The 18,392-nt window shown below is 59.0% G+C and carries 17 protein-coding genes and 1 pseudogene; 8 read left to right on the forward strand and 10 right to left on the reverse strand.

All coding sequences use genetic code 11. The features are described from left to right. Nucleotides 1–31: 31 nt before the first annotated feature. From C8N42_RS15980 to C8N42_RS16000, 5 genes are all read right to left on the reverse strand, one after another. Nucleotides 32–1,237, reverse strand: coding sequence for an NnrS family protein (locus tag C8N42_RS15980; RefSeq protein WP_107817582.1), 1,206 nt, complete (start codon nt 1,235–1,237; stop codon nt 32–34). Further along, entirely contained in the window at nt 1,234–1,989 is a 756-nt protein-coding gene (locus C8N42_RS15985; RefSeq protein WP_107817583.1) for an ABC transporter ATP-binding protein, read from the reverse strand. Before C8N42_RS15985 ends, C8N42_RS15980 begins: the two co-directional genes overlap by 4 nt. Beyond that, complete coding sequence (locus C8N42_RS15990) at nt 1,986–2,795, reverse strand: ABC transporter permease (protein WP_107817584.1); 810 nt, start codon at nt 2,793–2,795, stop codon at nt 1,986–1,988. The genes C8N42_RS15985 and C8N42_RS15990 overlap by 4 nt, the downstream gene beginning before the upstream one ends. Continuing rightward, nucleotides 2,792–3,784, reverse strand: coding sequence for an ABC transporter substrate-binding protein (locus C8N42_RS15995; protein WP_170109333.1), 993 nt, complete (start codon nt 3,782–3,784; stop codon nt 2,792–2,794). The genes C8N42_RS15990 and C8N42_RS15995 overlap by 4 nt, the downstream gene beginning before the upstream one ends. A gap of 66 nt (nt 3,785–3,850) precedes the next feature. After that, entirely contained in the window at nt 3,851–4,267 is a 417-nt protein-coding gene (locus C8N42_RS16000; RefSeq protein WP_107817586.1) for a hypothetical protein, read from the reverse strand. Between the two features lie 344 nt (nt 4,268–4,611). On the opposite strand from C8N42_RS16000, the gene C8N42_RS16005 reads away from it, so the two are divergent. The 4 genes from C8N42_RS16005 (at nt 4,612) to C8N42_RS21920 (ending at nt 9,684) form a co-directional block, all read left to right on the forward strand. Next, the gene (locus C8N42_RS16005) at nt 4,612–6,735 is read left to right on the forward strand and encodes a TonB-dependent receptor family protein (protein ID WP_107817587.1); all 2,124 of its coding nucleotides are present in this window, start codon (nt 4,612–4,614) and stop codon (nt 6,733–6,735) included. A 443-nt stretch (nt 6,736–7,178) separates the two neighbouring features. Then, nucleotides 7,179–7,895 (forward strand): ABC transporter ATP-binding protein, encoded by a 717-nt coding sequence (locus C8N42_RS16010; protein WP_107817588.1) that lies wholly within the window; start codon nt 7,179–7,181, stop codon nt 7,893–7,895. A 45-nt stretch (nt 7,896–7,940) separates the two neighbouring features. Continuing rightward, nucleotides 7,941–9,056, forward strand: coding sequence for a SufD family Fe-S cluster assembly protein (locus C8N42_RS16015; RefSeq protein WP_107817589.1), 1,116 nt, complete (start codon nt 7,941–7,943; stop codon nt 9,054–9,056). Nucleotides 9,057–9,354: 298 nt separating this feature from the next. After that, on the forward strand, nt 9,355–9,684 hold the full coding sequence (locus C8N42_RS21920; RefSeq protein ID WP_107817590.1) for an ABC transporter ATP-binding protein: 330 nt from the start codon (nt 9,355–9,357) through the stop codon (nt 9,682–9,684). A gap of 10 nt (nt 9,685–9,694) precedes the next feature. Here C8N42_RS21920 and C8N42_RS16025 read toward each other — a convergent pair whose 3' ends face one another. The 4 genes from C8N42_RS16025 to C8N42_RS16040 all read right to left on the reverse strand — a co-directional run bounded on the left by C8N42_RS16025 (nt 9,695) and on the right by C8N42_RS16040 (nt 13,248). After that, complete coding sequence (locus C8N42_RS16025) at nt 9,695–10,744, reverse strand: 4-oxalomesaconate tautomerase (RefSeq protein WP_107817591.1); 1,050 nt, start codon at nt 10,742–10,744, stop codon at nt 9,695–9,697. Continuing rightward, complete coding sequence (locus tag C8N42_RS16030) at nt 10,737–11,408, reverse strand: 4-carboxy-4-hydroxy-2-oxoadipate aldolase/oxaloacetate decarboxylase (RefSeq protein ID WP_107817592.1); 672 nt, start codon at nt 11,406–11,408, stop codon at nt 10,737–10,739. The genes C8N42_RS16025 and C8N42_RS16030 overlap by 8 nt, the downstream gene beginning before the upstream one ends. 57 nt (nt 11,409–11,465) lie before the next feature. Then, nucleotides 11,466–12,428: a VOC family protein gene (locus C8N42_RS16035; RefSeq protein ID WP_107817593.1), complete on the reverse strand. Its 963-nt coding sequence runs from the start codon at nt 12,426–12,428 to the stop codon at nt 11,466–11,468. A 91-nt stretch (nt 12,429–12,519) separates the two neighbouring features. Then, the gene (locus tag C8N42_RS16040) at nt 12,520–13,248 is read right to left on the reverse strand and encodes a PIG-L deacetylase family protein (protein ID WP_107817624.1); all 729 of its coding nucleotides are present in this window, start codon (nt 13,246–13,248) and stop codon (nt 12,520–12,522) included. A gap of 155 nt (nt 13,249–13,403) precedes the next feature. Here C8N42_RS16040 and C8N42_RS16045 point away from each other — a divergent pair, with 155 nt between their 5' ends. From C8N42_RS16045 to C8N42_RS16060, 4 genes are all read left to right on the forward strand, one after another. Further along, nucleotides 13,404–14,588 carry a LysR family transcriptional regulator gene (locus tag C8N42_RS16045; RefSeq protein ID WP_107817594.1) on the forward strand — a complete coding sequence of 395 codons (1,185 nt, stop codon included), beginning with the start codon at nt 13,404–13,406 and terminating at the stop codon, nt 14,586–14,588. 132 nt (nt 14,589–14,720) lie between these two features. Then, complete coding sequence (locus C8N42_RS16050; protein WP_107817595.1) at nt 14,721–15,689, forward strand: TRAP transporter substrate-binding protein; 969 nt, start codon at nt 14,721–14,723, stop codon at nt 15,687–15,689. Nucleotides 15,690–15,695: 6 nt separating this feature from the next. Then, the gene (locus C8N42_RS16055) at nt 15,696–16,199 is read left to right on the forward strand and encodes a TRAP transporter small permease (protein ID WP_107817596.1); all 504 of its coding nucleotides are present in this window, start codon (nt 15,696–15,698) and stop codon (nt 16,197–16,199) included. Between the two features lies 1 nt (nt 16,200). Continuing rightward, a complete protein-coding gene (locus C8N42_RS16060) occupies nt 16,201–17,505 on the forward strand; it encodes a TRAP transporter large permease (RefSeq protein ID WP_107817597.1) in 1,305 nt (434 codons plus the stop codon). A gap of 26 nt (nt 17,506–17,531) precedes the next feature. Here C8N42_RS16060 and C8N42_RS22185 read toward each other — a convergent pair. Then, nucleotides 17,532–18,212 (reverse strand): annotated as a pseudogene (locus C8N42_RS22185) (IS30 family transposase); the annotation flags it as partial. Nucleotides 18,213–18,392 lie beyond the last annotated feature (180 nt).

Here is an 18,392-nt window from a genome sequence, read left to right on the forward strand (position 1 = left end):
AGTTCTATCCTGTCCTGTGCCGCTCTCCGCCTCAGCAGCCCTCATGCTGACCAAGCGTGTCGGGGTCGGTGAGGATCGGCCAGTAGCGCCAGAGCCAGAGACCAAATCCCGCGGCCCAGAACACAGACGCGCTCAGGTGGCCTGCCATGGCGGAGATCATGCCCAGTTCCGGGAAAATTCGCAGCACGACAGAGATCACGAGTAAAACCAGTGCCGTTTTGACTGCGCCTCCGACCGGAAGTGTCAGACCGGCGTGGAACAGCCCGGCAATGGAGAGGACCGCGAGCACGGCGACGCCAAGTCCGCCCATCAGTGCGAGATGCCAGCCGCCTGCGGGCAATACAGGAGCACCAAGCGCGGAAGCCCCAAGCCAGATCAGACCAGCACCAGAAAGCAGGGAGGGCAGGGTGAGGGCGATGATTTCGACCCGGAATGTCTCGCGCCCGATGAATCCTTCTCCGGCACGGTCGAGAAACCCTGCCCCGGCCGCAATCATCAGCCAGGCGACGACTGTGTCGCTCAGCCCGAAGAATTTTCCCAAAAGCACGAACGCAACCAGACCGGGGGCGAGATTTTTGCGGCCCGGATGGGGGCGGTAGGGCGAGGTCTCTTCGCTCGGGTCCAGCACGAGATTGGTCACAGGCACGGTGATCCGCGCAAGCGCCAGCCCCAACACGCCAAGAAACACAAGGCCGCTGTATTTCACCGCTTCCCCCGCCAGATAACTGTCGCCGGTGATCGTGAAATAGCGCGTGATCGCCTCGGCCATGAAGAAGCCCACAAGCCATGGCAGAAAGGCCAGAAGCCGGTCCGTGCGTTTGCGCCATGTGATTGCGATCCCGTAGAGGATCAGCCCGGCCATCCATGCCAGATCGCCAAGCGCGGCCAGCGGTGTCAGCGCGTCGAAACCGATCAGCCCGATCAGCCGCGCAACGCCCCAGATCGCCGCAAAGCTCCAAAGCGCGCAACCTTGCAGCTTTGGCGTGTCAGTCCATTCTGGGAAAGCCGTGGTCAGAAACCCGATCAGCGCGGCGCCAAAGGAGCCGACAATCATCTCATGCATATGCCAGACGGAGGAGGCGATTTCCGTCGCGCCGATCAGGAGATAGCCCTGAACCGCGACCCACAGAAACGGCCAAAGGGCGGCATGGGCGGCAGCCAGCGGAAAGAACAGGCGAAAGCCTTCGTCGGCAAGGACCGTCGAGAGTGGCGGAGCGGATTGAGACGTGTCTTTCATGCGATCCGCCTTTCATCGACATCATGCACATGGCGAAACAACGGATCGTCATGTTGCCAGTGTTGAGTCAGGTCGAACAGCTCGCGTTCGGACCGCATTCCCGGGCGACCGGAAATGTCGCGCAGCCCCATGATCCCCTGACCCGTGGGGTGCATCACCGCGATGCGGCTGGCGATACGGGCGGCTTCCGTGAGATCATGGGTCACAAAGAGTGCGCCGAACCGGCCCGATTGCGAGGCCTCGATCACGATGTCCTGCATCCGGTGTTTGAGTGCGGCATCGAGTGCGGTAAAGGGCTCGTCGAAATAGATGAAATCGGGATTGGCAACCAAAGCGCGGGCAATGGCGATCCTCTGACGCATACCGCCGGACAGCTCGACGGGAAACTTGTCCAGGTCTTCAGGCAAAAATCCCACACGTTCGGTGCTCTGTGCCGCTGCGGCTCGTGCGCGCCGTCGCGACAGGCCCGAGAGGCGCGCGACATAGGCGACATTCTCAAGCGCAGTTGCCCATGGCATCAGTCTCGGCTCCTGAAACACCATGCTGTGACGGGCGTAACCCCGGATCACCCGGCCTTCTTTCGGTTCGGAAAGACCGGCTGCGATATGGGCCAGTGTGGACTTGCCGCAACCGGAGGGGCCGACAAGTGCCACGACCTCGTGATCGGCGATTTCTAGGTTGATCTTCGAAATGACCTCGCGCCCGAGAAAGGCATGAGAAACCCGGCGCAGTGCAAGGGACGGAGAACTCATCGTTTGATTCCCCAAGGCCGTGCCGCCTCACGCCAGCGCTCGACTTCTGCGCGCACCGGATGCACCAGCGCATACTCCACCGCGATCAACCCTGCGACCGCGATGCCGATCCACGCAAGCGCCTGTGTCACATCCATATATTGACGGGCTTTCGCCAACTCGTTGCCGATCCCGCCGACGGAGGAGAGCACTTCGATCATCACCGCCACCTTGATCGAAGAAGCCAGGCCCAAGAGCAACGCTGGGAAAAGATGCGCGAGCATCTGGCGAAACCCGACGCTCCAGAACCGGCGCAACCGGGTGGCCCCGAACACTTCGGCCATGGCATCCAGCCCGCGATCTCGTGTGGCGATGCCTTCGGCTGTGCCTGCAAAGACCAGAGGCACGACCCCCACGAAAATGGTGACGATCACCATCCCATCCGTCGCCCCGAACCAGATCAGCGCCAGCACCAGCCATGCAATCGGCGGAACCCCGAGGATGACCGTCAGAAGCGGGCGCGCCAGACGCATGGTGGCGGGTGAGTAGCCTGCGATCAGACCCGCAAAGCCGCCAATCAGGGCGGAGAGCGCAAACCCGATCAGGGCGCGGCGCATTGTAGCGATGAAAATGGCCCAGTTCTCAGGGCTGCCGAGGATGTTCAGCGCGGTTCGGAGCGTTGCCAAAGGTGCCGGCAGGATGAAATCGCCATAGGCTTCGTGCCCCGCCTGCCAAAGCGCAGCAAACAGCGCGAGCGCGGCCAGCCCCGACCAGCCGCCCCAGAGAAAGCGCGCGCTGCGCCCCAGTCTGTCGAGAAGGCCGGTCATAGGCGATAGAAACCATCATCGGGCAATTGCCCGCCGATGGCTCGCGGTTCGACATCGGCCACGGCCTTGTACATGGCCTCGAATTGTGGGCGCAGACTTGAGGCCCGATCTGCCGACAAGGCGGAATGCGGAATGGATTTCGCCAGGATCGGTGCGGGCATGCCAAGTGCGTTAGCGGCGGCTTTGGCGGCTTCCATGGGGTTGGCAATGACTTTGGGGAGGGTCGCCTCGATGGCACTTTGAATGGCTTCGATCACGCCGGGGTTGGCCTCATCGAAATCGCGCATCACTGCCAGACCGGCTTGGGGGGCGACGGGGCCAAGACCGGTGATCTTGCCCCATTCTTCCTGGATGTTGATGGCGCGATAAACCTCTTGCCCGGCTTGCAGCGCGCGCATCTCCGCCATGGTGGTGGCGGGTTCCGGCAGAACCGCCGTTTCCGCGCGACCCGAGAGCAGAAGCTGCACTGCTTCGATCGGGGTGGCGGCATTGACGATTTTGAGGCTGTTCTCAGGCACATCGGCAGCTGCCAGAACGCGGCGCAAAAGGATGTCCGGCGTGTCATTGCGGAAGGGGAAGGTGATGGAGCGACCTCTAAGATCGGCGGGTGTTTTGATCGCGGGGTCTTTGGTCATGATATAGTTGAGACCGAGTGTCATGGCATTGACCATGCGCACGCCAAGCCCGCGATTATAGAGATTGGCGGCGGCGTTCGAAGGCATGATCACGACTTTCATCGTGCCGGATGTCAGTCCGGCCCGCAATTCATCAGGATCTCGCCAGGTCTTGAACGCGACCTCCCCGGCGATGTCGGAAAATGAGCCTTCCGCGACCGCATAGGCGAGTGTGATCGAGGGGCCGGCGGGCGGGCCGTAAAAGGTCAAACCCTGAAGCGGCGTTTTGGCACGCAGTACGGCGGGCATGGACAAGGCCGCAACGGAGATGGCCGAAGACAGAAGAAAACGGCGGCGGCTCGGCAGATCATGCATATCGGAAGGCTCCATAACTGATCTCGTGATGTATATCCGATATTTTCAGTCAGAAATTAACATTCATCAATTGAATTCTGTGGAGCGCGACATTGTGAGGCGAATAAGCGAACCGAGGAGCAGGCACATTGCGGTTGGGACGGCATAAAGCAAAACCGCACTGGGCACCGTGAGACGTGTGAGCGGTGCAAAGCCCTGAGCGGGCCCGAGTGTGCCATGCATCCCGATCATTGCCACGACCGTGATGATCCACAACGCGAGGCGCCAGACCATCCTGTTCACGGCCACGGACAGCACAAGGGGGATAATCCAGACCGGCCCCCAGCCGGAGAAAACACTGGCGAGTCCGCTCACAGTCATCAGGGCCGTTGCCTTTGGATCAAAAGGCCACAAGGCCCCACGCCATGTCGCGAGCGCGGCGGAGAACAGCAGGCAAAGTACGAAAGCGGACAGATGGAGAATGAGACGCTGCGGTTTGGACATAGTGGGCTCCTGATGACGGCGAGAATCTCTGCTGAAAAGAGCCTTGGGTGCCCGTTCTGGCGTGAGGCGAAAGAGCGTTTCGCCAAGTATGCGAAACATCACTTTATGAATTCCTATTTTGCAATGTCTTGGAGTTCGACCTCAAGTATAAACTCCTTCACGGAGCCAATGCCACTCAGAGCAAATCAGTGCATTGTCCGGGTTTTTGCGATACCGTAACATATGCGACATTTCGCATGCTTGTTTTTGCATGCATATCCGTGGATTGTGACGCCGTCAGATAAATATCGAGATCCGGTCGCCCGCCTGTCGCCAGCTATCCGTTTGCAAAGGGGATAGCACAGGTGACTTACACCAGATTTTTCTTGTCCAGCGTGGCCGCAGCGGCGCTGATGACACCCGTTTTAAGCAGCGTGGCTGTCGCGCAATCTGCCTCACCGGGTGCGGTTATTGAGCTTGAGCCTATCGTGATCAAGGGTAAGGATGCCTTGAGCACGGCGGAGCTTTTGGAAGAGAAGATGCAGAATGTGCCGCTTGCGGCTGATGTCGTAGGTCGGGAGGACTATGCGACCGCACCCTCTCCGACACTGGCCGAAGCCCTGAAATTCTCACCGGGGGTCGTGGTGCAGGAGTTCTTCGGCGGCCATGATCAGCCCCGACTGCAAATCCGAGGCTCCGGCCTGCAACAAAACCCGACCGAGCGCGGCATCATCGTCTTGCAGGACGGTATGCCGATCAACCGTGCCGATGGAACGTTTGTCGTCGGGCTTGCAGCCCCCTCGCAGGCCGAGGCCATCGAGGTCTGGCGTGGCGCATCGGCGAACCGGCTCGGGGCTTCCGTCATGGGGGGCGCGCTCAATTTCATTTCCTCTACGGCAGACACCCGTCCGGGCAGCACCCTGTCTTTTGGCGCAGGCAGTTTCGACAGCTACAGCGCAAAGGGCAGCCATGCGATTGATTATGGCAATCTGAGCGCCCTGTTCCGCTTCGATCTGTCTACGTCGGATGGTGAGCGTGATTATAATGGGTCTGATCGCAGGATTTACGGCGGTAATCTTTCCTACGACTGGGGTAACGGTGTGGTGACGCAGGTCTTTCTGAGCCATGCCAAGCTCGATTTCGATGTGCCCGGACCGTTGAGTCTGGAAGACCTGAATTCGGATTACACGGTAATCAACCAAAACCCGATGCTGGGGGCCGCCAATGGGAATGGCACGGGGATCGGCCCGAATGTGGTGCGCGATCAACCCGGACGTGAGACCGAACAGACCCTGATCGGTAGCCGTACCACCTTTGAAAACGGGGCGCATCGCTATGATGTCGGTGTCTCCTACAGTCAGACGGATGATGAATTCACCTTTCCGATTGCCCACGGGGTGCGTGTCACCGATGGCTGGGACACCAATCTGATGGCCCGCTACGCCTATGTGCCGGATGCCTATGAACTGCCGCTAGTGGAACTGACCGCCAACTATGCCTATGGCGAAGCGGATCGGGATTACTATGAGAATTCCGGCGGTAACCGTGGTGCGCAATTCGGTCAGAATGAATTCGAAGCCTCGACACTCAGTGTCTACGCGGGTGCGAATGTGCCGATTGGCATCAATTGGCTTTTGACGCCCTCGCTCTCCTATACCCGTGCCACGCGAGATAACGAGGATCTCTGGGGCAACGGCTCTGATTTTGAAAACACCTATGACGGCTGGAGCCCGTCACTGTCGCTGCGCTGGAAACCGAATGGGGATCAGACCGCATGGGTCTCTGTCGCACGCAGCTTCGATGCTCCGACCAGTGACGATCTGATTTCCCCGGTCGGAGGCAACGTCAACACCAGCCCCACCACCGTACAGGCAGCGGACCTGGACGCACAGATCGCCGATACGATCGAGATCGGCTGGCGCGGGCGAATCGGCGCGTTCGGCTGGGATGCCGTCGCGTATCACGCGGAGATTGAGAACGAATTCCTGTTGCTCAATACCTCGTCTGGTGTGCCTTACACCACCAATGCCGGCGAGACCGTGCATAACGGGCTTGAGCTTGGGTTGAGCGGCGAATTCAGCCCGGTTCTGCGCGGGCGTCTGGCCTATACCTGGCAGGATTTCCATTTCGACAATGACGCGACACGCGGCGATAACCAACTGGCGGGGGCGCCGGAACATCTTTTGACCGCAGGGCTGGAATGGGATGTGATGGAGGACCTGACGCTTTCTGGGACGGTGACATGGCGAGACAAGATGCCGGTGGACAACATGAACACCACTTGGGCCGATGATGCGGTTCTGCTCGATCTGGGGGCGCGTTGGCGGGTCAGTGACATGGTGGAACTTGTCGCTGAAGTTACCAATGTCACGGATGAGACCTATGCCTCCGCTGTCGTAGCCAATGACATCCTGAGCTATGCCAATCAGGCCGTGTTCATTCCGGGCTCCGGTCGGGCGGTGTTCATTGGCACAAATTTCAGTTTCTGAAACTTCCCCCGGCGTGTGTCGCCACGCACGCCGGGCTCTTCAGACCCTGTTCCCGACCGTCTGCTCCGTGCCAAGCGTCATACCTTTGGCCGATATCAGAGGTTTCAGGCATAACGCTTTGGTCGGTTTATCGCGACAATGTTGCGGATCAGTTTCTTGACAAAAAAAGTCGGTTATAGTTTCGTTGTGTTGAGGACCTCCAGCTTTCGCCAGACACAGGCCGGCGGAAGAGGCGTGTTGGCTCATTCTCAGTACAATGTGTCATTTGGTTCAGAGCCATGTCTGGTTCCGCGCTTCGTGAACAGGCGGTTAGGGGCGGACTTGTTTATCTCGTGTGAGCCCAGCCCTGTGTCGTCCTGTCGGCAGAGGGCCGTTTGGTCGACCCGATGCCTGGGAGGGAGTGCGGTCCGCATGAGAATTCAAAGAAAAAAGAGAGGATTTCCTTGTCCGACAACATTCTCAAAATTCGGGACCTCGATGTCTTCGCCGGCGAGACGCAAGTGTTGCGCGATGTCGATCTGACGATCCACCCCGGTGAAGTGCATATTCTTCTCGGGCCGAACGGATCCGGAAAATCGTCGCTTCTGCAAGCGATCATGGGGGTTCCGCCATTTCGTGTGACCAAGGGCGATATCCGGCTCAATGGCCGGTCGATCTGTGATCTGACGCCGGATCAGCGTGCTGCCTTGGGGTTCGGCATGGCTTACCAGAAGCCGCCGGAAATCGACGGGGTGACGCTGACGGCTCTGGCGCATGTCATGCGTGCCGATGCGACCTTTGCAACGGAAGCCGCAGCACTCGATATGGCGGATTTTGCGCAACGCGAAGTCAATGTCGGATTTTCGGGCGGCGAGATCAAACGCTGGGAAGTGCTCAAGCTCTTCTTACAGAATCCGCAGTTCCTGCTTTTCGACGAACCCGAAAGCGGGGTCGATCTTGAACATATTGCCGCCGTGGGCGCCGCCATCGAACGGCTTGCGCGGAGCAGGACGGCCAATGGAGCAAAACGCGCCGCACTGGTGATCACCCATACAGGCTTCATCCTCGATTATGTGAAAGCAGATACGGCACATATGATGGTGGATGGACGCATCATTGCGACCGGTGACCCGAAAGAGATGTTCGAGCAGGTGAAAAGCAACGGTTATCATGCCGCCTGAGCGATCGCCCAAGTCTGTCGCTCAGGTCTTATGAGGAGAACGATCATGAACATTCAAATCACACAATCGCCACTGAGCGATGCCGAAAAAACCACGTTGAGCAAAGTGGGCTATGTGGCGGAGTCTGAACGTGCCGCAACGGTGGTGATCGCCGATCAGGAGGTACGACATATCTCCATCAATGATGATCAGGTGGAAATCCTGCCGATTGCCGAGGCGCTGAAAAAATATGTATGGGTGCAGGAGCTTTATTTCGGTCTGATTGACGTGAACGAAGCTGAAGAAGTGCAGCATCTGGCACGGTCGGCTGACACTCCCGTCGGTCATTTCATCCGGGTGAAAGCCGGGGCGAAACTTGAGCAGCCAATCCAGTCCTTCTGCCTGCTGGAAACGCCGCAGGTGCGGCAGGTGCTGCATAATATTACTGTGATCGAGGAAGGGGCGCAGGCCTCCGTGATCTCCGGCAGTTCCGTGGCCGATGGGGTGCATACGGGTCAGCATACCTGCCTGTGCGAAACCTATTTACGCGAAAGGGCGAGGTGTGAGTCTCTTTCCATCGAACAATGGGCAAAGGACGTGGATGTGATGAGCTATGATCGTGCGGATGTGGCGAAATCGGCCCATTGCAGTTCCAACAAGGTGATGGTCTCGCCGGTACGCAATCATTGCAGTCGGACATCCACGACCGTGGGCGAGGATGCGACGGCCAAGGATCAGTCCATCGTCTTCGCGCCACAAGGCACCACGCGGATGATGGAGGGAGAAATTCATCTCAGGGGCGAGCGCGCGCATGCTGAAAGCCTGACCCGGATGGTGACGGCGGGTGGCACGATTGGGAACAATGCGATGCTTGTCGGGGAGGCGGACGATACCGAGGGTTTCCTTGGTTGCGACGGGTTGAAGCTGACCAGCGATGGTGAGATTCTCTCCGTACCCGCCTTGAGGGCCTTGTCCGAGAAATCTCAGCTTTCTCATGAGGCCTCTGTTGGCATGGTGAGTGAGGAGAAACTGGCTTATCTGGAATCTCTGGGGTTGACGGAGGACAGCGCCAATGAGCTAATCGTGCAGGGCTTCCTGAACCTGAAGGAACAGGAAATGCCTGCCCCGGTGCGCGAGACCGTAAAGGATATGATTTCTGCTGCAAAATCCGGCTCGATGTGAGGATGTGAACACGCCCCGCCAAAAGCCTGCAACAGCTTTTGGCGGGGGCGTACAATGCGAATATCATGTGATGTCTCTGCCTGTCTCTGTCTCAGGGAGAAGGCGGGAGGCGAAAGGGCTTTGGCACCGTCCCTTCCGGGGCCGACACTATGGTCGGCAACTGCCTTGTTCCGCAGAGCCTGTATGGGCATCTCAAGCTGGCTGTTTACACGGTCTCAGGACCGCAGTTCCATGGCGTAACCGAAAGTCTGTTGAGCAAAACCCTTGTCATTGCCGGGTTGCGCAGGGGATCGCGATCATGACGTTTGTGGGGGCGTTTTTCCTGATGCTGAACCTGCACCCGCAACTGGTGCTGATCGCCGCCGTGATCGAAACCTACCCGCGTGCGATTGCCGGATTTCGCAGCTACCTCGAACTTCTCTCCACGGAACGCGACGTGACCGACGGCCCGGACGCACACCCCGCCCCGGTGTTCAGAGGTGATGCGGTTCGAGAACGTTTCCTTCACCGCAGAAGCGGGACAGACTGGTCATCGCGCATCGTCTGGAGACCGTTCGCCATGCCGACCAGATCGTCGTCATGGATGCAGGACGTATATATTTGCCCGACGAGGTGGCGCATATTTTGAGAGATTGATCTCAGGCAAAGACCTGACCGGCAAAAAGTTTGCGAGCGGTGCGTAATGTACCCGCGCCGATCACGGTGCCCGAGCTGTCGCGGTCAAGAATGATCTCCACCACGCCCGAAGGGTGTTCAATCACGAATGTCGTGTCCTGAGGCTGTTGCGCCAGGCGTTGCGCAGGACTGCCGTCGAGGACACAGGCGGTTGCCACGGACACAGCTGCAAACACGCCGATGGAGGCATGACACCGATGGGGGATAAAACTGCGCGTGTTGATAACCCCGCCCTGTGTCGGCGCACTGACCAATGTCATTTTCGGAACAGATTTCTCGGTGACATTTCCGAGGGTCATCATCTCACCCGCTTTGAGACGAATGGCCTCGATCCGGGATTTGAGATCGGCGTTGCCATCCAGGTCTTCGCGGCTTTCCTGACCGCTCAGGCCAAAATCCTCGGCAGCCATCACCACGATGGGCATACCGTTGTCGATCAGGGTACAGGCGACACCTTCAATCACGTCAACAGTATTGCCAGAGGGCAAAAGCGCGCCGCACATCGACCCGGCGAGCCCGGTGAACAAAAGCGGGATCGGCGCGTGAGTTCCGGGAACACCGTCGATGCGCGCTTTGCCCTCGTAAGTGACCCGGCCGTTCGGTGTCTGCACCGTCGCCACCGCAATTTCCCCGGTGTTCTCCATGAAAATCCGCACGTGGGTCTCGCCGTCCTGCGCCGGAACGATCTCCATCTCGATTGCGGCGGGTCCGACGCCGGCAAGGATATTGCCACAGGCCTGTGCGCCCGAAACCAGCGGTTGATCGACAAAGACCTGCAAGAACAGGTAATCGACATCCGCATCTTCACGCGCGGAGGGCGACAGGATCGCGACTTTTGAGGTCAGCGGGTCCGCGCCGCCGATCCCGTCGATCTGGCGCGGGTCGGGACTTCCCATGATCCGAAACAAGAGCGCATCGCGCGCATCCGTGTCAGAAGGCAGGTCGGCGGCCTTGAAATAAGCCCCCTTCGAGGTGCCTCCCCGCATCCAGAGACAGGGGATGCCCTCAGACATATTTCAACCCCTTGGCCTCAAGCCGCGGGCGCATGTCGTAAATGTCGAGGCCCAGTTCGCCATTGGCGAGGCGGACACGTTTGGCTTCTTCGAGATCGAGACGCTTTTGCGCGGCGGCCAGAACCGTTTCGGCGTCTTCGCGACGTACCACACAAACACCATCGTCATCGGCGCAGATGATGTCACCGGGGTTGATCGCCTGACCGGCGCAGACGATGGGCACGTTCACATCGCCCAGCGTTTCTTTCACTGTACCTTGGCATGAGATCGCTTTGGACCAGACCGGAAAACCCATCTGTTCGAGATCGACCGTATCACGCACGCCCGCGTCGATGATCAGTCCGCGGCAACCGCGGGCCTGTGCCGAGGTCGCCAGAAGATCGCCGAAATAGCCATTGTCACAGGGCGAGGTCGGCGCAAGCACGAGAATGTCGCCTTCCTTGAGCTGTTCGATGGCGACATGGATCATCCAGTTGTCGCCCGGAGGCGCGGAAATGGTCACCGCAGAGCCCGCGATCTTGGCACCGCGATAGATCGGGCGCATGTAGGAGTGCAGGCATCCGATCCGGCCCTGCGCTTCGTGGACAGTGGCAACCCCGGCCTGACCGAGGGCGTCGATTACCTTGGGATTGGCGCGTTCGATGTTCTGGACGACAACTGGCATGAGTGTTTCCTTTTGCCTTAGGGGGCGACAAAGCCGCCCCTCCGTATTTTATCTGGATTACTGCTTGATCGGTGGTGTGCCGTGGGTGTGGAAGCTCTCGATGGTCTTGAGACCCCAGGCCTGGCCCTTCATCCGGTCAGATTGTGTCCAGCACACCGGTTTCCAGTCGGGGGCAAGGATCAGACGCGCACCCGCATTGGCAAGTTCCACCCGGTTCCCGGCAGGTTCCCAGACATAGAGGAAGAACGTGCCCTGCACCGCGTGTTTGTGCGGGCCGGTTTCGATGTGTACGCCGTTTTGCAGGAAAATATCCGCTGCACGCAGGATATCTTCGCGCTGATCGGTGGCATAGGTGACGTGGTGCAGGCGGGCGTGACCGCCACCGTGCTCTTCGGTGCAGGCGAGATCGTAGGTCTTGTTGTTCACCGTGAACCAGCAGCCGCCGAGACGACCGTTGTCGAGCTGGATATATTCGGTCACGCGAGACCCGAGACAGGTCTGCATGAAGCGTTTGAACTCGGTCACGTCCTCGGACAAGAGGTTGAGGTGGTCGATCCGACGCGGTGCCGCACCGGTAAAAGCGGAGGCGGTGTTTTTCAGTGCGGCCTTTTCGGCATCTTCCTGCGGCTCCCACCAGTTGGTGTCGTAGTAAATCTCGAACACATGGCCGAAGGGATCTTCAAACCGGAAGGCGCGGCCATGGGAGAGATCGCCCTCATTCCAGCCGATCACCTTGTAACCGCTTTCTTCGATTGCCTTGACGCGGCGTTCCAGCGCCTCCGGAGAGGCGGCGCGATAGCCGATATGGGCCACGCCAGTGGTGTCGGATTTCGTGAGTTTCAGCGTACAGAATTCATAATCGTCCCAGGCGCGCAGGTAAGCCGAGGTTTCGTCCTGCGCCGACAGTTTTAGCCCATAGATACGGGTGAAGAAATCGAGGCTTTCCTCGAATTTGTCGGTGAGCATTTCCACATGGCCCAGATGGGCGATGTCGAAAGAGGGGTTGGTAGGGTTGGACATTGGGTCTCCTCCGAGAGATTTCCGTGCAGCCACGACGGATGATTGGGCTGCCCGTGCGGTCCTTCCTCCGCACCGGCGTGAGATGCGTTCCTTAGAGTTCGTCAACCGTGCGCGGGAAGATGGACTGGAAGCCCTCGGCATAGTGACAATCACGCCCGCCGGACATCCCGCCGGAATTGCGTTTGAAATGGTTGGCGCGTTGTTGGGCCACGCGGGTGTAATAGTCCCACAGATGGACCTGACCGTTCATGCATTCCATCGCCGCGCGTTTTTTGTCCCAGACCGGGGTGATGTCGAGGAAGGTGTCGGGCTTCCAGCCCATCTGTTCGGTCTGGTGTGGTTCAAAGAGATAAAGCTGCGGTGCGCCGAGCACCTTTTGACCCGGATTGTGCCCCCAGGCCTGTGCAATCATCCGGCATTCCAGCGCCACCTGCGTCATGTACATATGATCGGTGTTGTAGGGGTCATACTGGCTGTGGCTCATCATGAAAGCGGGCTGCACCTCGCGGATCAGGTCCACGAGTCTGTATTTGTCCTCTTTTTCCAGAACCAGCGAGTAATCGCCCAGATCGAAGCATTCAAGGCGCGTCACACCGAGTTTTTCCGCAGCGGCTTCGGCCTCACCCCGGCGAATGGCTTTCACCTCATCAAGGCTTTTGCCCTCTTTCCAGAGCCGTGCACTTTCGCCGCGCTCGCCAAAAGACAGGCAGGCGACGGTGACATCATAGCCTTTCTCGGCATGAAGCGCGATCGCACCACCGCACCGCCAGACAAAATCGGCAGCATGAGCGGAAATGACGAGAGCGGTTTTGTTGGTCATGAAATCCTCCGAAAGCAGTTGTTTTCGACATTCCATGCGTCGACCTCCGAGGCAATTTGATTGCAGGTGCATTTGGATAAGAATTTGCTATAGTCAGATGTCCGACGCGACTTTGTGCACAGGGCCGGAGAGACAGGAAGGCGAAAGGCAAGCAGATGGAAATCTCGCGCAATATTAGGCATTTTAGGGTTTTTCTCGCCGTTGCTGAGCTGAACTCACTGACCCTTGCCTCGGAAATGTGTAACGTGTCGCAACCTGCGGTGAGCCAGGCGCTGCATAAGTTGGAAAAGCAGTCGGGAGGGGATTTGTTCTCGCGCATGCGTCACGGTGTGTTTCTCAGTTCGCGTGGAGAGGTGCTGGTCCGACGTCTGAAACGTGCCTTCGGTCATCTCGATCCGGTCCTCGACAGTCTCGGTCCAAGGCTGCGTGTGACCATTACAAGTGCCCAGCTTCAGGCCCTGATTGCTGTGCGGGAGGCCGAGAATTTTACTCTCGCTGCGCAGAAACTCGGGCTGGCGCAGCCAACGGTGCATCGCGCTGTGTCCCAGATCGAAAATGTCGCTGAACGGCCGCTTTTTGAGCGCGCCGCGCACGGGTTAATCCCGACCCCTCCGGCGCGGATGCTGGCGCAATCGGCGCGACTGTTCTTTTCCGAACTGGATCAGGCGGAAGCGGAGCTTGCGGAATTCGATGGGCTGGAGGCCGGGCGGATCGCCATCGGTGCGTTGCCGCTGTCGCGGTCGATCCTCTTGCCCAAGACGCTTGCCGCCTTTCGCAAACTGCGCCCGCGCCTGCCGGTCGAGATCAACGACGGGCCTTATGACGACCTTCTGGCCGGGCTTCGGCGTGGCGATCTGGACCTGATCGTTGGGGCGTTGCGGGTGCCTGCGCCAATCGGGGATGTGGTGCAGGAGGCTCTGTTCAACGACGAACTGGCTTTCATTGCCCGGCCCGATCACCCGCTTGTCGAACAGGAACTCTTTCTGGAAGATCTGACAGACCAACAATGGGTGGTTCCGCGTCCGGGCAGCCCCTCGCGCGGTCAGTTCGACGCGTATTTTCAGGAGCGAAATCTGTCGCCGCCCGAAAGTCTGATTGAATGCGGCTCCATCCTGTTCATGCGCGAAATGCTTCATGCCGGGGATTTCATCGGCTGCGTGTCCGGAGCTCAGGCCGAGGCCGAGATCGCCAAGGGCCTGGTCGCGCGGATCAACCTGTCGGGGAATTGGCCCGGGCGGTCGATCGGATTGACCACACGTCAAGGATGGGAGCCGACGAAATCACAGGCGATTCTCCTTGATTTATTGCGTCAGGCAGGCATTGAAAAACGCAAAGTATAGCGAAAACTTATACACAAAACCTCCCTTTGAATTGGTTTTCGGTCGCATGTTCACTCAACTCTGCCTTGAGACAGGCGGGTTCAGGAGGATGGACCTTCCGATATTCAGGATCAAGAAGGGGAGGACCCACTTATGCAGAAAACCCTCGCGTTGACCGCCGCTCTGACGGTCATGGGCGTAGCCGCTCACGCCGAAGATATGAAATTCGCCAATTACATGCCGCCGATGCATCCCTATGTTGCCGGTGCGTTCCAACCCTTTGCCGATATGGTGTCGGAGGGAACGCATGGCGAGGTGACGGTGACGATCTATTCGGGCGGCGAGCTTGGGCCGGGCCCGGTCGAGCAATATTCCCGCGTGGTCGATGGTGTCGCCGAATTTGCAATCTCCTTGCCGGGCTATACCGCATCGCAATTCCCGCTGACTCTCACCGCCGAGCTTCCGGGCGTGCTGAACGAAGCCACTGGCACCGCCGATCTGTGGGAAAATATCGACCTGCTGAAAAGCGAATATCGCCGGGTGCAACTCGTGTCTCTGTGGTCCTCTGCGGGCAACGCGCTTTATATGCGCGATGTCGCCGTCGACAGCCCGGACGATCTCGCCGGTCTGAAAATCCGCGTGCCTTCGCGCAACGCGGGTGAGGTGATAGAAGCCTGGGGCGCAACGCCGGTGTCGATGCCGGTTTCGGAAATCTACAACGCCATGCAGACCGGTGTGATCGACGGTGCCTATATCGACACCACGGCCACCCGCGCCTTCCGTCTGGGCGAAGTGGCGAATTATCTCACGCTCGGTATGGAGACGACGAATTCGCCGTTCTTCATCCTGATGAACCGCGATGTCTTTGAGGGGCTCTCGGACGAGAACCAGGCCGCAGTTCTGGAAGCGGGCAAGAAAGCGTCCCTCATGGCGCAGGAAACCCAGCTCAAAGTCGCCGCCGATGGCGTCGAGGCCTTCGCCGCCATGGAGGGCAAAGAGGTGATCCACCTGACCCCGGAACAAGCTGCGCCATTCAATAACCTGTCGCATCAGGTGACGCTCAAAGTGGTCGAGGAGACCGGCGGCATGGCCTCCGCCCTCGTCGACGCGCTGGCGAAGTGATCCGTCATGAACGGGTATAACTCTGTTGCCTGGGCGAAGGTGTTCGGCCGGGCGACCTACGTGTTGGCCGCGCTCGGGGGTGTTTGTCTCATAGCCCTGGTGGCGATCCTCGCCTTCGGGGTGGTGATGCGTTACGTCCTCGGCCAGCCGATCCTCGGCATCAACGAGATCGTTCAGCTTACGGCAACGGCACTTGTTATGGCGTCTCTGCCCTATACAACAGCCAATCGGGTGCATGTCAGTGTCGATGTGTTCGACACCATACTGGGCCGGTTCGGGCGGATGGCGGGGGATATCCTGTCCCGGGTGATCTCGGGCTATGTGCTGTTTCTTCTGGCGCAGCGTGCGTTTTACAAGGCACTCGATGCGTTGGAATGGGGCGATGCGACCAACATGCTGAACCTGCCGATCTGGCCGTTCTATGGCATTCTCGCCGCAGGTACGGCGCTGTGTGTGGTGGTGTTCGCCATCGACATCGTGCTGATCCTCACGGGTAAGGACAAAGACTGACATGACTGATACGACCGTTGGACTGATCGGCATCCTGTGCCTTTTCGGCCTGTTGATCCTGCGCACCCCCGTGGCCTTCGCGATGCTCGTGGTCGGGTTTTTCGGCTATGGCCTTCTGGAAGGAATGCGCTCGGCCTCCGCGCTTTTGCTGACGGAAAGCTATTCGGCGGTGGCGAATTATTCGCTGATCGTCGTGCCGATGTTCATCCTTTTGGGGAATATTTCCTCGGTCGCGGGCTATTCGCGCGGGCTTTACGATGCCGCCTTCGCCTGGGTCGGGCGGTTCAGGGGGGGGCTGGCCTCGGCTTCGGTCATCGGCTGTGCCGCGTTTTCTGCCGTTTCGGGCTCTTCGGTGGCGACTGCCGTGACGCTCGGCAAGGTTGCCTTGCCGGAGATGAAGCGCCTAGGTTATGCCGACAGCCTTGCGACCGGTTCCATTGCGGCGGGCGGGACACTCGGTTTTCTCATTCCGCCTTCCACGGGTTTTGTCCTCTATGCCATTCTGACCGAGGAAAGCATCGGGCGGCTGTTCATGGCGGGTATTCTGCCGGGGCTGATGCTGATGGTGCTGTTCATGGCGGTGGTCTGGCTGGTGTCCACGATGGACCCGACTGCTGGGCCGCGTGGCGAGAAGGTGCCGTTTCGCGAACGCTTCACCCTGTTGATGAAGGCCGCACCGCTGCTTTTTGTCATCGTCGCCTCCATTGGTGGCATCTACCTTGGGGTATTCTCCCCGGTCGAGGCCTCAGGGATTGGCGCAGGTCTGGTGCTGTTGCTTGCTTTGGTTCAGCGCAAACTGAGCTGGATGACGTTCAAGGAAGCCGTGTTCGGCACGCTCCAGACTTCCGCCATGCTGTATATGATCGTCATCGGCGCGAATATTTTGAACCCGTTCTTCTCCGTGACCCATATCCCCGCGATGCTGGGCGAGGGGCTCGGGGCGATGAACCTCGGGGCCTATGGCACGCTGATCGTGATCCTGCTGGCCTATGTCGTGCTCGGCATGTTCATGGACGGTTTGTCAATGCTGGTGATCACCATTCCGATCGTCTTTCCCGTGATCCTCTCCTTCGGCTTCGATCCGATCTGGTTCGGCGTTGTCGCGGTGATCGTGATCGAGATGGGAATGATCACCCCGCCGGTGGGGATCAACGTCTTCGTGGTGCGCGGCGTGGCCGACAATGTCAGCCTCGGCACGGTGTTCAAAGGTGTGACACCCTTCCTTCTGGCGATGCTTCTGGGGCTGATCCTGATCATCCTCTTCCCGCAGATCGCCCTGATCATCCCGACTACGATGTTCGGGTGATGTGAGCGCTACTTGAACCGCGCCTCCTATCGCCGTGGAGGGTAGGGTGATCGTCCCATCTCCGCTAGCATCCTTTCTCGGAAGACCTCTGCGGGGGTCTTCCAGCCGAGGCATTTTCGCGGTGTGTTGTTGAGCTGATCGCAGAGCTGTTTTCAGCTCACGATCGGGCATGCGCGTGATGTCCCGCGTGCGGGGCAGCCATTTCCTGACCCGACGATTGGTGTTCTCGACAGTGCCTTTCTGCCAGGGCGAGGACGGGTCGCAAAACCATGTTCGCGTGCCGAGCTCTGCCTGGAGATGCGGCCAACTCACGAACTCTGTGCCGCGGTCGAATGTGATCGATTTGCGCGCCATGAGGGGCAGATCTCCGATGGCCTTCATGATCTTTCCCATCACTGGCTTCGTGCGTTTGTTCGGGTTCTTCAACAGCACCGTGAAGCGGCTGACGCGCTCGACCATCGATGTGATGTTTGTCTGGCCAAAGCTTTGTTTGAACAAGACCAAATCATTCGGGACCGGCCTCGGACCGATGGCAGTTCGGCCCCTCATTCCCAGTGCCCGAACTGCCGACGGTGAGCGACGTCGTCCGACCGGAACAGGATGCTGACATCACGGTCGAATTTCGGAGGTAGGCGCTTCCTAGCCCGCCGCGGTTTGCGGGACTTCCGGTGCTCTGGCAGATACCGCCGGAGTTCCTGCGCCATGCCTTACTTGGTTTCTAACAGGAGTCGCACTTCAAGGTAGCGCACGCTTACGGATGTTTAATTATCCGTTAATGAATGTTATGTATATTTGTAAGCCTGAATATTTATTTTCCAACCATCGGCACATGCCCAGAAGCCAGAAGCTGATCTAGGAGCACATGACGCATACCGGAAATCGCAGAG

It is taken from the genome of Celeribacter persicus, from assembly GCF_003050785.1.
Taxonomy (GTDB): domain Bacteria; phylum Pseudomonadota; class Alphaproteobacteria; order Rhodobacterales; family Rhodobacteraceae; genus Celeribacter; species Celeribacter persicus.